Origin of the sequence: Streptomyces longhuiensis (assembly GCF_020616555.1) — a bacterium.
GTDB lineage: Bacteria > Actinomycetota > Actinomycetes > Streptomycetales > Streptomycetaceae > Streptomyces > Streptomyces longhuiensis.
Genome location: NZ_CP085173.1, coordinates 2874525 through 2890308, shown reverse-complemented (window position 1 = coordinate 2890308; position 15784 = coordinate 2874525). Strand labels below are relative to the sequence as shown.

The window sequence follows — 15784 nt, the reverse complement described above, 5'->3', positions numbered from 1 at the left end:
GGTGCGAGGCATCATGAGGCGCGTGCGACTCGAAGCGATCACCTGGGAACGGCTCGGCGACGCCCTCGCCGAGCGGCTGCTCGAACTGAAGCCGGGCGACGGGAGTCCATGGCCCCGTATCGCCGTCGACGGCCCGCCGGCCGCCCGGCCCGGTGACCTCGCCGCACTGGTCGGGGAGGCGCTGCGGGTGCGCGGCCGCCCCTCGCTCGCCGTGGACACGGGCGGGTTCCTGCGGCCCGCCTCGCTGCGCTTCGAATACGGGCGCGAGGACGTGGAGGCGTACTACAGCGGCTGGTTCGACACGGCCGCGCTGTGGCGCGAGGTCTTCGGACCGCTCGAACCCGGCGGTACGGGACGCGTCCTGCCGGACCTGTGGGACCCGGCGGCCGACCGCGCGACACGCAGCGCCTACGTCGAACTACCGCCCGGCGGCGTGCTGTTGCTGCACGGGCCGCTGCTCATGGGGCACTGGTTCCCGTTCGACCTGACCGTGCACCTGAAGCTGTCGCCGGGCGCGCTGCGACGGCGTACGCCGGAGGACGAGCAGTGGACGCTGCCGGCCTTCGAGCGCTACGAGAGCGAGACGGACCCGGCGGGCACGGCGGACGTGGTCGTACGGGCCGACGACCCCCGGCATCCGGCCTGGGGCGGGCTGCCCTCGTGACGGGCGCGCCACGGGTCGGTGCGGGGCTCCGCTCCCAGGTGCGGGCCCAAGGCAGGGCGGGAAGAATGAAGGGCGCCGGGACCTGCGGCGCGACCCGTGCCGCGCCGGCCACCGGCACCGGGAGGTACCCCATGACCACCGCCGGAGACATCATGCACCGCGGTGCGCAGTGGATCCCCGCTCACGAGACCCTGGACCGCGCGGCCCAGCTGATGCGGCAGCTGAACGTGGGTGCGCTGCCCATCAGCGACGAGAACGAACGCCTCTGCGGGATCCTCACGGACCGTGACATCGTGGTCGGCTGCGTGGCCATGGGCCACGACCCCTCCAAGATCACCGCGGGTGACCTCGCGCAGGGGACGCCCCGCTGGATCGACGCGGGCGCCGACGTCGACGAGGTCCTCCAGGAGATGCAGGGCCACCAGATCCGCCGGCTCCCCGTCATCGAGGACAAGCGCCTCGTCGGCATGATCAGCGAGGCCGACCTCGCGACGCACCTGTCCGACGACCAGATGTCGGCCTGGGTCGAGAGCGTCTACGCCAGTAGGTGACCCTCGAGGTCACGATCTGGCGGGCCGCTTCCCCAGGAGCGGCCCGCCATCACTTCGTCCGGCCTGCGACCACGTGGAGCGGCCCGCCGCCACGTGGAACGGGCTGCCGCCATCCAGAACGGCCCGCCGTTCGTCCCGCGGGCTCAGAGCCACCCGTTGCGCCGGAAGGCGCGGTGCAGGACGAAACAGATGCTCGCGATCACGCCCAGGAACAGTGGGTACCCGAACTGCCAGTGCAGCTCAGGCATGTGGTCGAAGTTCATCCCGTACACGCCGCAGCCCATCGTCGGCACGGCCACGACCGCGGCCCAGGCCGTGATCTTGCGCATGTCCTCGTTCTGGGCGACCGTCACCTGCGCGAGATGGGCCTGAAGGATCGAGTTCAACAGCTCGTCGAAGGCCGCTATCTGTTCGGCGGCCCTCAGCAGATGGTCGGAGACGTCCCGGAAGTACGCCTGTATCTCCGGCGCCACCACTTGGAAGGGGCGGCCCGAGAGCTCCTCTATCGGCCGGGCGAGCGGCACCACGGCCCGCTTCAGCTCGAGCAGCTCACGCTTGAGCTGGTAGATCCGGCCCGGGTCGGCGCGCGCCCCGTCCTCGCTGAACACATCCGCCTCGACCTGGTCGATGTCCGACTGGACGGCGTCGATCACGGTGAGATAGTCGTCCACCACGTGGTCGGCGATCGCGTGCAGCACGGCGGCCGGGCCCTTGGCGAGCTGCCCCGGGTCCGCCTCCAGGCCCTCGCGCACCGGGCCGAGCGAGCCGTGCCTCCCGTGCCGCACGGTGATCACGAAGTCCCGGCCGATGAACACCATGATCTCGCCGGTGTCGACGACCTCGCTGGTCGCGGTCAGCTCCGCGTGCTCCACGTAGCAGACGGTCTTGAACACGGCGAACAGCGTCTGCCCGTACCGCTCGACCTTCGGCCGCTGGTGCGCGTGCACCGCGTCCTCGACCGCCAGCGGGTGCAGGTCGAACAGCTCGGCGATGTCCGCGAACTCCAGCTCCGTCGGCTCGTGCAGCCCCAGCCAGACGAAGCCGTCGTCGGACTTGCGGACCCGGTCGACCGCGTCCACCAGATCACGCCCGGCCTGCTCGCGGACCCCGTCCCGGTACGTCACGCACTTGACGACCGCCGAACCCAGCGGCGAGCGGGAGGGGTGGCTGAGGTCGACGCGGGGGCGCCGCCGCGCCAGGCGCGCCACTCTTCTCAGGCCTCCGACCTTGCGCAGGTCGGACACCTTCCGGAGATCTCCTACCTTCCGCAGGTTGCCTGCCATCGTCATGCGGGGCTCCTCGCGCGGCTTGACGTCGTGTTTCGGTGACTCGGCGGGCCAGTCTGCCAGCTCGCGGCGACAACGCCCACGGCCCCTGGGGGAACGGAACACTCCCCTACGGAACGCGCGGAACCGCCTCCCGGGACCGGGCCGGACAACTGGGATGATCGCGGCATGACGCAACCCGAGGGCTATCTCCTGGACAACCGGCAACAAGAGGCGGGACGGCGCTTCGAGGCCTTCTCGACCCTCTTCGACCCCACGACGTTCCGGCACATCGAACGCCTCGGCATCGGCCCCGGCTGGAGCTGCTGGGAGGTCGGCGCGGGCGGCACCTCCGTGGTCTCCTGGCTCGCCAAGAAGGTCGGCCCCACCGGGAAGGTCCTCGCGACCGACATCGACACCTCGTGGCAGACGTCAGCCGCCCGTTCCCCCGTCGAGGTCCGCCGCCACGACGTGGCCGCCGACGAGCCGCCCACCGAGGGATTCGACCTGGTCCACGCCCGGCTCGTCCTGGTCCATGTGCCCGACAGGGAGCGGGCGCTGAAATCCATGCTGCGCGCGCTGCGGCCCGGCGGACGGCTGCTCGTCGAGGACGCCGATCCCGCGCTCCAGCCCCTGGCCTGCCCCGACGAGCACGGCCCCGCCGAGGAGCTGGCGAACCGGCTGCGCCGCGGCTTTCGCGAGCTGCTCGCGGAGCGCGGCGCCGACCTGTCGTACGGCCGCAGGCTGCCGAGGCTGCTGAGGGAGGCCGGCCTGCGCGAGGTGGAGGCCGACGCGTACTTCCCGCTGACGTCCGAGGCGTGCGGGGCCCTGGAGACGGCCACGTTCCAGCAGATCCGCGAGTCACTGGTCCGCGCGGGCCACGCCACGGACGAGGAGATCGACCGGCACCTGGCCGACGTCGCGACCGGCACGATGGACCTGGCGACGGCCCCGCTGATCTCGGCGTGGGGACGCAAGCGGGCCTAGGGCTTCCCGCCAGGGCGTCTGCCCTCGGCGGGGTTACGGGTCCGGGTCGCTCTCGGCGGACGGGTCCGGGTTTCTTCCTTGCGGGTTACGGGGCCGGGGCGCTCTCGGCGGACGGGTCCGGGTCTTCTCCCGTGGGGAGTGCGGGTCCGGGTCGCTCCCGGCGAGGCGGCGGTCGGCCGCCCACCCGCGTCACCGCCAGCGCCCCCGCACGGCACCCCTCCGTCGCCGCCTCCCGTGGCCCTGCGCCCCGCAGCCACGCGGCGAGGAACGCGCCGGTGAACGCGTCGCCCGCCCCGGTGGAGTCCCGTGCCACCGCCGACACCGACGGCACACGCGCGCGTACCGCCCCGCCCTGCGCCACGACCGCTCCCGCGACCCCCGACGTGACGACGACCAGCGGGAACCGTCCGCTGAGCTTCGCCGCGGCGTCCTCCGCGTCCCCGGCGCCGCTCAGCAGTTCCGCCTCGTCCCGGCTGGGGAGCAGGACCTCCACGCCCTCCGCGAGCGCCAGGAACCGGTCGGGTCCCAGCCCGGTGAGGAAGCCGGCCGACGCGGGATCGACACTCACCGGCACCCCCCGCGCGCGTGCCGAGCCCAGCGCCGCGGCGACCAGCGCGCGCCCCTCGGCGGAGAAGAACAGATACCCGGACAGATGCAGCCACGCGACCCCGCCGAGCAGGTCCGCGGACCAGTCGGCCGGGGAGAGGCGCAGCGAGGCGCCACTGTCCGTGAGGAACGTCCGCTCGGCACCGGCTCGCGTGTCGACCAGCGAGATCACCGTGCCGGTCGCCGCCTCCGCGTCGACGACGAGCCGCGGACGCACCCCCGCGCGCGTGAGCGCCTCCTCGTGCCAGGCCGCCGAGTCGGCGCCGACCCGCCCGAGCAACGCCACGTCGGAACAGCCCGAACGGGCCGCCCAGCACGCCACGTTCGCCCCCGCGCCACCCGGCAGCGTACGGATCTCCGCCGCCGTGTCCGTGCCCGTCGCGAGCGGGGCGTCGTGCCGGGCCACGATGTCCGTGACGACGTCCCCGACGACCAGGAGGGTTCCGCTCACGGCCGCGCCCAGGCCGCCGCGATACGCGCCGCGAGCCGTACGTTGCCGCGTACCGCCGCGAGGTTGGCCTCCAGAGAGGCGCCGTCCGTGTGCCGAACCAGGTAGTCCAGGAGGAACGGAGTGACCGCCTGCCCCGTGATGCCCTCCGCGTCGCACGCCCGCAGCGCATCGTCGAGCACGCGCGCGTGGAGCGCGGGGTCGAGCTGCTCCGCCTCGGGCACCGGGTTCGCCACGATCAGCGCGGCCTCGGGCCCGCCCAGCGCGTCCTGAGCCCGCATCACCCCGGCCACCTCGGCCGGTTCGCCCAGCGTCCAGTCGACCGGATGGCCCGAGTCGGAGAGGTAGAAGCCCGGGAAGCGGCCGGTCCCGTACCCGGCCACCGACACACCCAGGGTCTCCAGCCGCTGAAGGGTCGCCGGTACGTCCAGGATCGACTTGACGCCCGCGCACACCACGGTGATCCGCGTCCGCGCGAGCAGCCCGAGGTCCGCCGACTCGTCCTGCGTCTCGGTCCACCGCCGGTGCACGCCGCCGAGCCCACCCGTCGCGAACACCCGTACCCCCGCGCGCGCCGCGAGCAGCGCCGTCGCCGACACGGTCGTCGCCCCGCTCGCCCCCGTCGCCACGGCGAGCGGCAGATCGCGGTGGCTCAGCTTGCGGATGCCGTCCTCTGTCGCGACCCGCTCCAACTGGCTCTTGTCCAGACCGACATGGGGCCGCCCGTCCAGCACGGCGATCGTCGCGGGCACCGCGCCCTCGGCGCGCACCAGCTCTTCGAGTTCGAGGGCCACCCGCAGATTGCGCGGGCGCGGCAGCCCGTGCGCGATGATCGTCGACTCCAGGGCCACGACCGGCCGGCCCGCGGCCACCGCTTCCCGTACCTCATCGGACACCAGCACCACGGGCCTGCCTCCTGCCTGTCGGGTCTCCTCTCATCCATGGCGAGCGGCGGGCACACCCAAACCCTGCGGCAAGTCGGCAAACGCTTGTGGCGTCGGCCGGCCGAGCACCTGGGCGCATGGAAGCGCGTTACTACGAAGAAGCCTGAGAAGCCTGATGCGGGCCCCGCTCGTACGGGGGTTGGTTGTGCGAGGGTCGGCTGTACGTGCGTTGAGGTTCAGCGGCGCGTACGGCTCCATGCGCGGCCGCGTGACCGGCCGCTCGTCCGGCCCCGGTCGAGCAGGGCCACACCCAGGGCGGCCAGGCCGATCTGGATCAGCCACTCCACCCAGTCGACCCCCTTGGTGTCCGCGACACCGATGCCCGCGGCGATGGCCGAACCGAGCAGCGCGGCCACGATGCCGACGACGACCGTCGCCAGGATGCCGATGCGCTGACGGCCCGGCAGGGCGAGCCGGCCCAGGACGCCGATGACGATGCCGATCACGATCGCGCTGATGACGCCGGAAATCTCCATGTCTCCACGACTCCCTAGAACCCGGGCACGCGGCGCCCGGGACGTTGTCTCCAGCTCTCTTCCCCTTGACGAGCCGTCCAGTCCGGGCCGCGACCGAGGTACGGGTCGTCCAGTGAACAGAGGGGTCCGCGCTGCCTAGAGTGACCGTTCATGACCACGAACGATCAGGCCACTGCTTCTTTTGCCGTACACATCCCGGACGTTGCACTCGAACCGGATCCCCTCGATCCGGAGCAGATCGTCTCGGGCGACCCCGTCGTCACGGGCAAGGTGCTCTGGGAGTCCGCCGACGGCAAGCAGCTGCGGGGCATCTGGCAGATCACGCCGGGCGTGGTCACGGACACCGAGGCGAACGAGCTGTTCGTGGTCGTCTCCGGCCGCGCCACGGTCGAGGTCCAGGGCGGGCAGACCCTGGAGGTGGGCCCCGGCGACGCGGCGGTACTGCGCGAGGGAGACCGCACGACGTGGACCGTGCACGAGACCCTGCGGAAGGCGTACCACATCACGCTGCCCTGACGGCGTCATGTCGGCCGGTCACCGGCCGGGGCACCGGCCGCGGTCACGCCGCCCTGATCACCTGGTGGCGGGCCGCCGGCCGAAGAGGGCGAGTGCGGCGAGCGGCAGCAGGAGGCAGGCCGCGGCCAGGTTGAGCCAGGCGTAGCTCGCCGTCGCGACGACCAGGCCCGCGGCCGCGCCGCCGACGCCGGCCGCCGTGTTCATGGTCAGGTCGGACAGGCCCTGTGCGGCGGCCCGCGCGGCCTGCGGCACCGAGTCGGTCAGCAGGGCCGAACCGGAGACGAGGCCCGCGGACCAGCCGAGTCCCAGGACGAACAGGCCCGCGGCGGTCTGCCCGTGGTTGCCGCCCGCCGTGCCCGCGAGCAGCGCCGCACAGGCGAGCAGGCCCACGGCGAGGCCGATCACGGAGAGCCGCCCGAGCCGGTCCGACAGCCGTCCCATCACCGGCGAGAACGCGTACATGCCCGCGATGTGCCCGCTGATGACCAGGCCGATGAGATCGATGCTCGCACCGTGATGGCCGAGGTCGACCGGCGTCATCGACATGATCGAAACCATCGCGGTGTGCGAGACGGCGACGGTCACGAGGGCGAGCCGGGCACGCGGCGACGCGGCGACCGCGGTGAACCCGGCCCGGATCGACCGCGCTCCGGCCGACTTCTCCTCCTCGGGAGCCAGGGCGCGGGCGGTCAGGAGCGGGTCGGGGCGCAGCAGGACCTGCACCATGACGGCCGAGACGAGGAAGACCCCGGCCGCCCACAGGAAGGGCCCCGCCGCCGCGGGGATGCCGAGCCCGGCGACGCTGCGGCCCGCGGGCGCCGCGATGTTGGGCCCGAGCACCGCGCCGATCGTGGTGGCCCACACGACGTTCGAGATCGCCCGCGCCCGGCGCTGCGGCTCGGCCAGATCGGCGGCCGCGAACCGCGCCTGGAGATTGGCCGACGAGGCGGCGCCGAAGCCGGCCATGCCGACGAGCAGCAGCGGGAAGCTCCCCACCGCGGCGGCCAGCACGACGACCCCGGCCCCCAGCGCGCCGATCAGGTACGCGAGGACGAGCCCGGGCCGCCGCCCCCGCGCCGTCATCAGGGCGGCGAGCGGAACGGACAGCAGGGCGGTCCCTGCGACCGTCGCGGTCGGCGCGAGCCCGGACAGCGCCTCGTCCCCGCTGACCTGCTTGGCGAGCACGGCGGCGAGCGCGATGCCGGTGGCGACACCGAGCCCGCCGAGTATCTGGCTCGCGACGAGCACGGCGGTGACACGGCGGCGCAGCCCGGCCAGGTCCTCGGGCGTCACGGGGACGGAAGGACGGCGGCGCGCGGCGGAATCGGGTATGAGCACCGGCGCAGTGTGCCAGCCGGCACCCACCCGCGAACACAGGGCATCCCGCGCGGCCCGGCGCCGACCAGGTGCCTGGGGCTCAGAACAGCGGCTGGCGCGCCTCGGAAAAGCCGCTCCTGTGCCTCGGTTCAGCGGCTCCCGTGTCTGAGAAGCGGCTGGCGCAGCTCAGAACAGCGGCTGCGGAAGGACCCCTTCCAGCGCCAGCAGCTGCCGCTTCGTCTCCAGGCCGCCACCGAATCCGCCGATGCCGCCATCGCTCTCCACGACGCGGTGGCACGGCACCACGACCGGCAGCGGATTGGCTCCCATGGCCACGCCCACCGCCTGCGCGGCCCCCGGCTGCCCGACACGGCCCGCCAGATCCCCGTAGCCGACGACCGTGCCGAACGGGACGCCGGACGCCAGCTCGCGCAGGACCTGCCGGTTGAACCCGGAGATCAGCGACCAGTCGAGCGGCAGCTCGAAGTCGCGCCGCTCACCGGCGAAGTAGGCCTTCAGCTGACGTATGGACTCGGCCAGGAGCGGCGAGTCCGGGGCTTCCACCGGCTCGGTCCCGAGCCGGGAACCGAGCCGCTCGACCGCCCGGTCCCGCACGGCGGGGGAGGCGTGGAAGACGACATTCACCAGCCCGGCGTCCGTCGCGGCGAGGAGCAGCGGCCCGATGTCCGTGCCGACGACGGCCCAGACGACCGTGAGCCCGGCCCCGTCTGCGGCACTGTCCTCGGTGGCGCTGTCCCCAGTGGCGTTCTGCCCATTGGCGTTCATGCCGACCACCGTACGGGGAGCCACTGACAACGGGCCGCGCCGTCCGCCGGCCTCGCCTCCCCCTGCCCGTCGTCCGCTCTACTCGCGGCCGCCCACCGCCTTACGCACGGCATCGGGGACGTTCGTGATGATGCCGTCCACGCCGAGACCGGCCGCGCGCCGCGCGGCCGCCGCGTCGTTCACGGTCCAGGTGAAGAGTTTGAGGCGCTTGTGGTGCGGACCCTTGAAAGCGTGCACCGCTGCGACGTACCAGTCGGAGATCGTCCCGTTGCTGGGGTTGATCTGATCGGCGAACTGGGCGTACCGGGGCAGTTCGCTGACGTCGGGGGTGCCGAGGAAACCCGTCGTGATGTCCGGGCGGCGCTCGTGCACGGTGCGTACGCTGTCTGCGCTGAAGCTCTGGATCACCAGGTGGTTCCTGATGTGATCGCGGTTGAGCCAGCCCTCCTTGCCGAGCTCGCGCAGGACGTCCTTCTCGATGCCCGGGTAGAGTTCCGGGGCCTTGATCTCCATGAGGAGCTTCTGGTGGTTGTGGTCGACCCGATCCAGGTACTGCGTCAGGGTCGGGACACGGGCGCCGGTGAACTCGGCGCCCTTCCAGCTGCCGGCGTCGAGCTTGGCGATCTCCGCCGCGGTGAAGTCGCCGACGTTGTACGGGGCGCGGCCGGGGAAAATCTGTTCGACGTTCGTGGTGCGCGCCAGATTGGTGTCGTGGATGACGACGAGCCGGCCGTCCTTGGTGCGCTGCACGTCGTTCTCGACCCAGTCGAAGCCGAGTTCGCGGGCCTTGTCGATGGCCTGGAGGGTGTTCTCGGGCGCGTACCCGGAGGCGCCGCGGTGTGCGACGACCACGGGTGCGTCGTGCTGCGGGGCCGCCTCGGCGGCGGTGGGGAGGGCCAGGATGCCGACGAATCCCGCCAGGGCGGCGGTCGCGGTGGCTGCGCGTGCGGACACGTGTACTCCTCGCGTCGAGGGATCAAGGGCTGGACGAGAGTGACAGTCGGTTGCCAACGGAAGACAGGTGAAGGATGGCCACACACTGAACGGAGTGGTGGGAGGACGTGCACCCCGCGGGCGGGTGTCGTGAGGCTTTGCCGGAAAATCGGTCAGACGTTCCTGCGAGAGCCTTAATCTCTGCTCCAATCGCGGTCGCTCCGGCAGTCGCTGCCAGGGGTGCGAACGGAACGCATCACGAACATCAGGAACATCGCGAACATCAGGAACATCAGGGCGGAAGGGCTGCGGCGGATGCAGGGCACGGTCGACGGATTCAGCTATGGACTGGTCACGCCGCTGGTGGCGTTCTTCATGGCCTGCCTCGGCGGGGCACTGGGTCTGCGCTGCACCACCAGATCGCTGCTCGTCACCCAGTCCTGGCGGCCCGGCTGGCTCGCGCTCGGCGCGGCGGCGATCGGGTCCGGAATCTGGACGATGCACTTCATCGCGATGATGGGCTTCCGCGTGCAGGGCACCCCGATCCACTACGACAAACTGACGACGTTCGCGAGCCTGGGCGTCGCCATCGTCATGGTCGGGGTCGGGATCTTCATCGTCGGCTACCGGGGTGCGACGGGAGCGGCTCTGTTCACCGGCGGCACGGTCACCGGTCTGGGTGTCGCGTCGATGCACTACCTCGGTATGGCCGGTATGCGCCTACACGGGACGCTTCAGTACAACACCTTCACCGTCGGCGCCTCCGTAGTGATCGCCATGGCCGCCGCCACCGCCGCGCTCTGGGCCGCGGTCCAGGTCAGGGGGTTCACCTGGAGCGTCGGCGCGAGCCTCGTCATGGGTCTCGCGGTGACCGGCATGCACTACACCGGAATGGCCGCCCTCGACGTCCACGTGCACGGAAGCGCCGGCGCCCCTGCCGGCGACACCCCCGCCGAACTCCTCGCGCCCCTGATGATCGGCCCCCTGTGCTTCTTGCTCCTGGCCGGCGTCGTGGTGGTGTTCGACCCGATGATGATGACCGGAAGGCCCGACCGGCGGGACGCCGTCGAGGCCGCGAGCAGGGCGGGCCGGACCGTGCGCCCGCTGCGCCGGGCAGGCTGATCCGGCCCCGTTGTCAGTGCGGGGTCGTACGGTGGATTCCATGCGGCCCGTATCCAAGATCGAACGCACGGTGGCGCCTTTCGAGGTCGTCAGTCCCTACCAGCCAAGCGGCGACCAGCCGACAGCCATCGCCGACCTGGAGCGGCGCATCACCGCAGGTGAGAAGGATGTCGTCCTCCTCGGTGCGACCGGAACAGGTAAGTCCGCCACCACCGCGTGGATGATCGAGAAGCTTCAGCGCCCCACCCTCGTGATGGCGCCGAACAAGACGCTGGCCGCCCAGCTGGCCAACGAGTTCCGCGAGCTGCTGCCGAACAACGCGGTCGAGTACTTCGTCTCGTACTACGACTACTACCAGCCCGAGGCGTACGTCCCGCAGTCGGACACCTACATCGAGAAGGACTCCTCGATCAACGAGGAGGTGGAGCGCCTGCGCCACTCCGCGACGAACTCGCTGCTCACCCGGCGGGACGTCGTCGTGGTCGCCTCCGTCTCGTGCATCTACGGCCTGGGCACGCCGCAGGAGTACGTCGACCGCATGGTGTCGCTCAAGGTCGGCGACGAGATCGACCGGGACGAGCTGCTGCGCCGCTTCGTCGACATCCAGTACACGCGCAACGACGTGGCTTTCAGCCGCGGCACGTTCCGCGTCCGCGGCGACACCATCGAGATCTTCCCGGTCTACGAGGAGCTCGCCGTCCGCATCGAGATGTTCGGCGACGAGATCGAGTCCCTCTCCACCCTCCACCCCCTCACCGGCGAGGTCATCAGCGACGACGAGTCGCTGTACGTCTTCCCGGCCACGCACTACGTGGCGGGCCCCGAGCGCCTGGAGCGCGCGGCGAACGACATCGAGAAGGAGCTCGGGGAGCGCCTCGCGGAGCTGGAGAAGCAGGGCAAGATGCTCGAGGCCCAGCGGCTGCGCATGCGCACCACGTACGACCTCGAGATGCTCCGCCAGATCGGCTCCTGCTCCGGCGTGGAGAACTACTCGATGCACTTCGACGGCCGCTCGCCCGGCTCCCCGCCGAACACGCTGCTCGACTACTTCCCGGACGACTTCCTTCTCGTCATCGACGAGTCGCATGTCACCGTTCCGCAGATCGGCGCCATGTACGAGGGCGACGCCTCCCGCAAGCGCACCCTCGTCGACCACGGCTTCCGGCTCCCGTCCGCCCTGGACAACCGTCCCCTGAAGTGGGAGGAGTTCCAGGAGCGCATCGGCCAGACCGTGTACCTGTCGGCCACCCCGGGCAAGTACGAGCTCGCGCGGGGCGACGGCTTCGTGGAGCAGATCATCCGCCCCACGGGCCTCATCGACCCCGAGGTCGTGGTCAAGCCCACCGAGGGCCAGATCGACGACCTGGTGCACGAGATCCGCAAGCGCACCGAGAAGGACGAGCGCGTCCTCGTCACCACGCTCACCAAGAAGATGGCCGAGGACCTCACCGAGTACTTCCTGGAGCTCGGCATCCAGGTGCGCTACCTGCACAGCGACGTCGACACACTGCGCCGCGTCGAGCTGCTGCGCGAACTGCGCGCGGGCGAGTACGACGTCCTCGTCGGCATCAACCTGCTCCGTGAGGGCCTCGACCTGCCCGAGGTCTCCCTGGTGGCGATCCTCGACGCCGACAAGGAGGGCTTCCTGCGCTCCGGCACCTCCCTGATCCAGACCATCGGCCGCGCCGCGCGCAACGTGTCCGGCCAGGTCCATATGTACGCGGACAAGATCACCCCGGCGATGGAGAAGGCCATCGACGAGACCAATCGCCGCCGGGAGAAGCAGATCGCGTACAACAAGGAGAAGGGGATCGACCCCCAGCCGCTCCGCAAGAAGATCAACGACATCGTCGCGTCCATCGCGCGCGAGGACGTCGACACCGAGGAACTCCTCGGCTCCGGCTACCGCAAGGGCGCGAAGGACGGCAAGGGTGCCAAGGCGCCCGTGCCCGCGCTCGCCAAGGCCGGCGCCAAGAAGACCGGCGGCAAGGCCGGGAAGGGCAAGGCGGCACAGACGGTCCCCACCGACCGTCCCGCGGCCGAACTCGCCGAGCAGATCGAGGAGTTGACCGACCGGATGCGGGCGGCCGCCGGGGATCTCCAGTTCGAGATCGCCGCACGGCTGCGTGACGAGGTGTCGGAGATGAAGAAGGAGCTGCGCCAGATGAAGGAGGCCGGGCTGGCCTGACGCCCCCCGCGCACCGCACGCCCCACGGCATGCCGGACGGATCCGGCATGCCGCACGGTGTGTTGCAACACCGACACAAAGTCCTTTCCTGTGTGCGGCGTTGTCAGCGGCCCTGCGTAGGGTTCCCTCAACCGTCCGGACGGGCGGTGAAGAGCACAGTTCGAGAGGGGACGGACGCGTGACGGCCAACTTTTCCAAGGGTCCTGGTGTCAACCTGAGCAAGGGCCAGGCGATCAGCCTGCAGAAGCAGGACGGGGGCACCCTGACGGCCGTCCGGATGGGACTCGGCTGGCAGGCCGCCCCGCGCCGTGGCCTCTTCGGATCCCGCACGCGGGAGATCGACCTCGACGCCTCGGCGGTCCTGTTCGCGGACAAGCAGCCGGTGGACGTCGTCTTCTTCCGCCACCTCGTCAGCGACGACGGCTCCGTGCGCCACACCGGTGACAACCTGGTCGGCGGCGCGGGCCAGGGCGGCGACGACGAGGCGATCCTCGTCGACCTCCAGCGCGTCCCGGTCCACATCGACCAGATCGTCTTCACGGTGAACTCCTTCACCGGCCAGACCTTCCAGGAGGTGCAGAACGCGTTCTGCCGCCTGGTCGACGAGACCAACGGCCAGGAGCTGGCCCGCTACACGCTCGACGGCGGCGGCCAGTACACCGCCCAGATCATGGCGAAGGTGCACCGCGCGGGCGCGGGCTGGCAGATGACCGCCCTGGGCTCGCCGGCCAACGGCCGCACGTTCCAGGACCTCATGCCGGCGATCCTGCCGGGCCTGTGAGGTAGCGGGACCACAGGAACGGACGGACGGGACGAGGGGGAGAAGGCGATGACGGCCGAGCTGGTCCGGGGGCAGAACCACCCCCTCACCCAGACCCGTCTGGAGATCCGCGTGTCGGCGGGGGCGCCGGTCGTGGCGGGCGCGACGCTCAGCGACGACGAGGGCAGGGTGCACGGCCGCGACTGGGTCGCGCACCCCGGCGCCCCCGCGCTGCCGGGGCTCGAGGTCCCGCGGCAGGCGGCGGCCGACCACCGCCTCGCCGTCGATCTGGACGCCGTGCCCGAGGCCGCCCACCGCGTCAGCGTGCTGCTCGCGCTGCCCACCGGACCCGGCGACCCCGACCGCTTCGGCGCCGTCGCGGCCCCCTTCGTCGCCGTCACGGGACTCGACGGCTCCGAGGTCGCGAGCTACACCATCACCGACCTCGACGCCGAGTCCGCCGTCGTAGCCCTGGAGCTGTACCGCCGCCAGGGCGCGTGGAAGGTACGCGCGGTGGGCCAGGGGTACGCGGGCGGCCTCGGCGCACTCCTGACCGACCAGGGGCTCCCGGACGCGAGGGCTCTCGCGGGTGAGATCGGTGAAGCGGTGGCGCGAGGGCTCGCCCGTACGGTGGCGCCGCCTCCGCCCCGGACGGCGACCACCGGGGCGAGCGCCATGGCGGACACCGGAGCGGGGGCGTCCGTCGCGGGCGCCGCGGTGCCGAGCACCACCCCGCCCCGCTCCAACCAGCCCCCGTCACCCCCGAACCCCCGACCGGCGCACGAGCCCCAGCCGGCCCGCCCCTCAGGGCAGACCGGCCCCGTCAACTACACGCACCCCGGCCGACAGGCGCCCGCACCACCCGCCCCCGCGCCCACGGCGCCCCCCGGAGAGCCGGGGCAGCCCGCCGTCCCCGTCGCCGGTGACGCGACCGGCTGGTCCATGGACGAGCGGCTCTACAACCAGGTGTGGGGCATGTTCGAGGACCTGGCCCGCTGCGTCGCCGCGTACCGCAGCGCCGTCGACTTCGCGGACTCCCGTATGGAGCAGGAGCTCGACAAGGCCCTGTCCGACCCGCGCAGCCGGACCGGCGGCCAGGGGGACGCCGCGCGCGAGGCCGCCCGGGCCAAGCACGGGCAGCTCGTCGACCGGGCGAGGGAGGTCCTCGACCGTGACCTCGCCCAGCTGGCCGCCGAGTCCGCCGTCGTCGAGCCCGCCCTGCCCCCGGCCTACGCGGGCTGGGACAACCCGGTCTGGCACGCGTACCGCAGCCCGATGGAGATCCCGATGGCCCTGCGCCTGGGCGACCTCCAGTTGCCCGAGTCCCGCAGGGTGGGCCTGCGCATCCCGATGCTCGTGCGGCTCCCTCTGGAGCGCGGCATGTGGATCGACAGCGGCCGCTCCGGGGCGGACGCGCTCACCGTGTCCGACGAGCTGCGCCGCCGTGCCATGCGCAGCGCCGTCGAGCATGCCGCGCGGCTCCTCGCGGTCTACCCGGCGGGCGAGTTCGCCGTGCATGTCATCGACCCCGCCGGATCGGCAGCGGGGGCGCTCGCCCCGCTCGTGCGGGCCGGAGTGCTCGCCGGGCCGCCGGCGGCGGGCGTGGCGGGCGTCTCCGAGGTGCTCGCCCGGCTCACGCAGCGCGTGGACCTCGTGCAGATGGCGGTCCGCGGCGGGGCTGCCGACGCGCTGCCGCCCGAACTGGACACGGCCGAGCAGCTGCTGATCGTCAACGACTTCCCCCACGGCTTCGACGACCGCGCGGTGACACAGCTGCGCTATCTCGCCGACGAGGGTCCCGCCGTCGGCGTCCACCTCCTGATGGTCGCCGACCGCGAGGACGCCGCCGAGTACGGACCGGTCCTCGACCCGCTCTGGCGCGCGCTGCTCAGGCTCACTCCGGTGCCCGACGACCACCTGGCCGACCCGTGGGTGGGGCACGCATGGACGTACGAGCCGCCGAGTGTCCCGCCCGGCAGCCGGATCCTGGAGCAGGTCCTCGAAGAGGTCGCCAGAGCGCGCCGGGAGCAAGGTGTCTGACCCTCCTGAGCACTGTTTTTGAACTTATCTTTACCGAACCCTTTACGTTTCATGGGTGTTTCCCGTAGGCTCCGACGAGCGGAGGGGAGTACTCCCGAACGCGGCGTTCCCGTCAATACGGACCGACATCGGTCCCGGGGCGCCGGCCCGAGGCGAGCTGAGGCCGCCCGGGTGGAAGAGA

The 15784-nt window shown here is 71.9% G+C and carries 15 protein-coding genes; 8 read left to right on the top strand and 7 right to left on the bottom strand.

From position 1 onward, the window contains the following. Window positions 1-13 precede the first annotated feature (13 nt). Both LGI35_RS13535 and LGI35_RS13530 read left to right on the top strand, forming a co-directional pair. Window positions 14-664, top strand: coding sequence for a nucleoside/nucleotide kinase family protein (locus tag LGI35_RS13535; RefSeq protein WP_227294103.1), 651 nt, complete (start codon window positions 14-16; stop codon window positions 662-664). Window positions 665-795: 131 nt separating this feature from the next. Continuing rightward, window positions 796-1215, top strand: coding sequence for a CBS domain-containing protein (locus tag LGI35_RS13530; RefSeq protein WP_227294102.1), 420 nt, complete (start codon window positions 796-798; stop codon window positions 1213-1215). A gap of 143 nt (window positions 1216-1358) precedes the next feature. On the opposite strand, the gene LGI35_RS13525 is transcribed toward LGI35_RS13530, so the two are convergent. Continuing rightward, the gene (locus LGI35_RS13525; RefSeq protein ID WP_227294101.1) at window positions 1359-2504 is read right to left on the bottom strand and encodes a magnesium and cobalt transport protein CorA; all 1146 of its coding nucleotides are present in this window, start codon (window positions 2502-2504) and stop codon (window positions 1359-1361) included. Between the two features lie 165 nt (window positions 2505-2669). Between LGI35_RS13525 and LGI35_RS13520 the strand changes: the two genes are divergently transcribed. Beyond that, window positions 2670-3467: a methyltransferase domain-containing protein gene (locus LGI35_RS13520; RefSeq protein ID WP_227294100.1), complete on the top strand. Its 798-nt coding sequence runs from the start codon at window positions 2670-2672 to the stop codon at window positions 3465-3467. An 85-nt stretch (window positions 3468-3552) separates the two neighbouring features. Here LGI35_RS13520 and LGI35_RS13515 read toward each other — a convergent pair whose 3' ends face one another. From LGI35_RS13515 to LGI35_RS13505, 3 genes are all read right to left on the bottom strand, one after another. Beyond that, complete coding sequence (locus LGI35_RS13515) at window positions 3553-4524, bottom strand: carbohydrate kinase family protein (protein WP_341483359.1); 972 nt, start codon at window positions 4522-4524, stop codon at window positions 3553-3555. Beyond that, window positions 4521-5426, bottom strand: coding sequence for a pseudouridine-5'-phosphate glycosidase (locus LGI35_RS13510; RefSeq protein WP_227294099.1), 906 nt, complete (start codon window positions 5424-5426; stop codon window positions 4521-4523). Before LGI35_RS13510 ends, LGI35_RS13515 begins: the two co-directional genes overlap by 4 nt. A gap of 215 nt (window positions 5427-5641) precedes the next feature. After that, the gene (locus tag LGI35_RS13505) at window positions 5642-5941 is read right to left on the bottom strand and encodes a GlsB/YeaQ/YmgE family stress response membrane protein (protein WP_227294098.1); all 300 of its coding nucleotides are present in this window, start codon (window positions 5939-5941) and stop codon (window positions 5642-5644) included. A 150-nt stretch (window positions 5942-6091) separates the two neighbouring features. Here LGI35_RS13505 and LGI35_RS13500 point away from each other — a divergent pair, with 150 nt between their 5' ends. After that, a complete protein-coding gene (locus tag LGI35_RS13500; RefSeq protein ID WP_227294097.1) occupies window positions 6092-6457 on the top strand; it encodes a cupin domain-containing protein in 366 nt (121 codons plus the stop codon). Window positions 6458-6514: 57 nt separating this feature from the next. On the opposite strand, the gene LGI35_RS13495 is transcribed toward LGI35_RS13500, so the two are convergent. From LGI35_RS13495 to LGI35_RS13485, 3 genes are all read right to left on the bottom strand, one after another. Beyond that, window positions 6515-7789: an MFS transporter gene (locus LGI35_RS13495; RefSeq protein ID WP_376598442.1), complete on the bottom strand. Its 1275-nt coding sequence runs from the start codon at window positions 7787-7789 to the stop codon at window positions 6515-6517. Between the two features lie 171 nt (window positions 7790-7960). Next, window positions 7961-8560: a methylated-DNA--[protein]-cysteine S-methyltransferase gene (locus LGI35_RS13490; protein WP_227294096.1), complete on the bottom strand. Its 600-nt coding sequence runs from the start codon at window positions 8558-8560 to the stop codon at window positions 7961-7963. 78 nt (window positions 8561-8638) lie between these two features. Then, entirely contained in the window at window positions 8639-9514 is an 876-nt protein-coding gene (locus LGI35_RS13485) for a glycerophosphodiester phosphodiesterase (protein ID WP_227294095.1), read from the bottom strand. A 294-nt stretch (window positions 9515-9808) separates the two neighbouring features. Here LGI35_RS13485 and LGI35_RS13480 point away from each other — a divergent pair, with 294 nt between their 5' ends. From LGI35_RS13480 to LGI35_RS13465, 4 genes are all read left to right on the top strand, one after another. Next, entirely contained in the window at window positions 9809-10615 is an 807-nt protein-coding gene (locus tag LGI35_RS13480) for an MHYT domain-containing protein (protein ID WP_227300292.1), read from the top strand. 40 nt (window positions 10616-10655) lie between these two features. Then, window positions 10656-12803, top strand: coding sequence for an excinuclease ABC subunit UvrB (gene uvrB / locus LGI35_RS13475; RefSeq protein WP_227294094.1), 2148 nt, complete (start codon window positions 10656-10658; stop codon window positions 12801-12803). A 178-nt stretch (window positions 12804-12981) separates the two neighbouring features. After that, window positions 12982-13584, top strand: a complete 603-nt coding sequence (locus tag LGI35_RS13470) for a TerD family protein (protein ID WP_227294093.1) — start codon at window positions 12982-12984, stop codon at window positions 13582-13584. A gap of 48 nt (window positions 13585-13632) precedes the next feature. Continuing rightward, entirely contained in the window at window positions 13633-15603 is a 1971-nt protein-coding gene (locus tag LGI35_RS13465; RefSeq protein ID WP_227294092.1) for a TerD family protein, read from the top strand. The last annotated feature ends 181 nt before the right edge of the window (window positions 15604-15784 follow it).

Coding starts and splice junctions, on each gene's coding strand:
- LGI35_RS13535 (WP_227294103.1), top strand. CDS start 14: ATGAGGCGCGTGCGACTCGAAGCGATCACCTGGGAACGGCTCGGCGAC.
- LGI35_RS13530 (WP_227294102.1), top strand. CDS start 796: ATGACCACCGCCGGAGACATCATGCACCGCGGTGCGCAGTGGATCCCC.
- LGI35_RS13525 (WP_227294101.1), bottom strand. CDS start 2,504: ATGACGATGGCAGGCAACCTGCGGAAGGTAGGAGATCTCCGGAAGGTG.
- LGI35_RS13520 (WP_227294100.1), top strand. CDS start 2,670: ATGACGCAACCCGAGGGCTATCTCCTGGACAACCGGCAACAAGAGGCG.
- LGI35_RS13505 (WP_227294098.1), bottom strand. CDS start 5,941: ATGGAGATTTCCGGCGTCATCAGCGCGATCGTGATCGGCATCGTCATC.
- LGI35_RS13500 (WP_227294097.1), top strand. CDS start 6,092: ATGACCACGAACGATCAGGCCACTGCTTCTTTTGCCGTACACATCCCG.
- LGI35_RS13490 (WP_227294096.1), bottom strand. CDS start 8,560: ATGAACGCCAATGGGCAGAACGCCACTGGGGACAGCGCCACCGAGGAC.
- LGI35_RS13480 (WP_227300292.1), top strand. CDS start 9,809: ATGCAGGGCACGGTCGACGGATTCAGCTATGGACTGGTCACGCCGCTG.
- uvrB (WP_227294094.1), top strand. CDS start 10,656: ATGCGGCCCGTATCCAAGATCGAACGCACGGTGGCGCCTTTCGAGGTC.
- LGI35_RS13465 (WP_227294092.1), top strand. CDS start 13,633: ATGACGGCCGAGCTGGTCCGGGGGCAGAACCACCCCCTCACCCAGACC.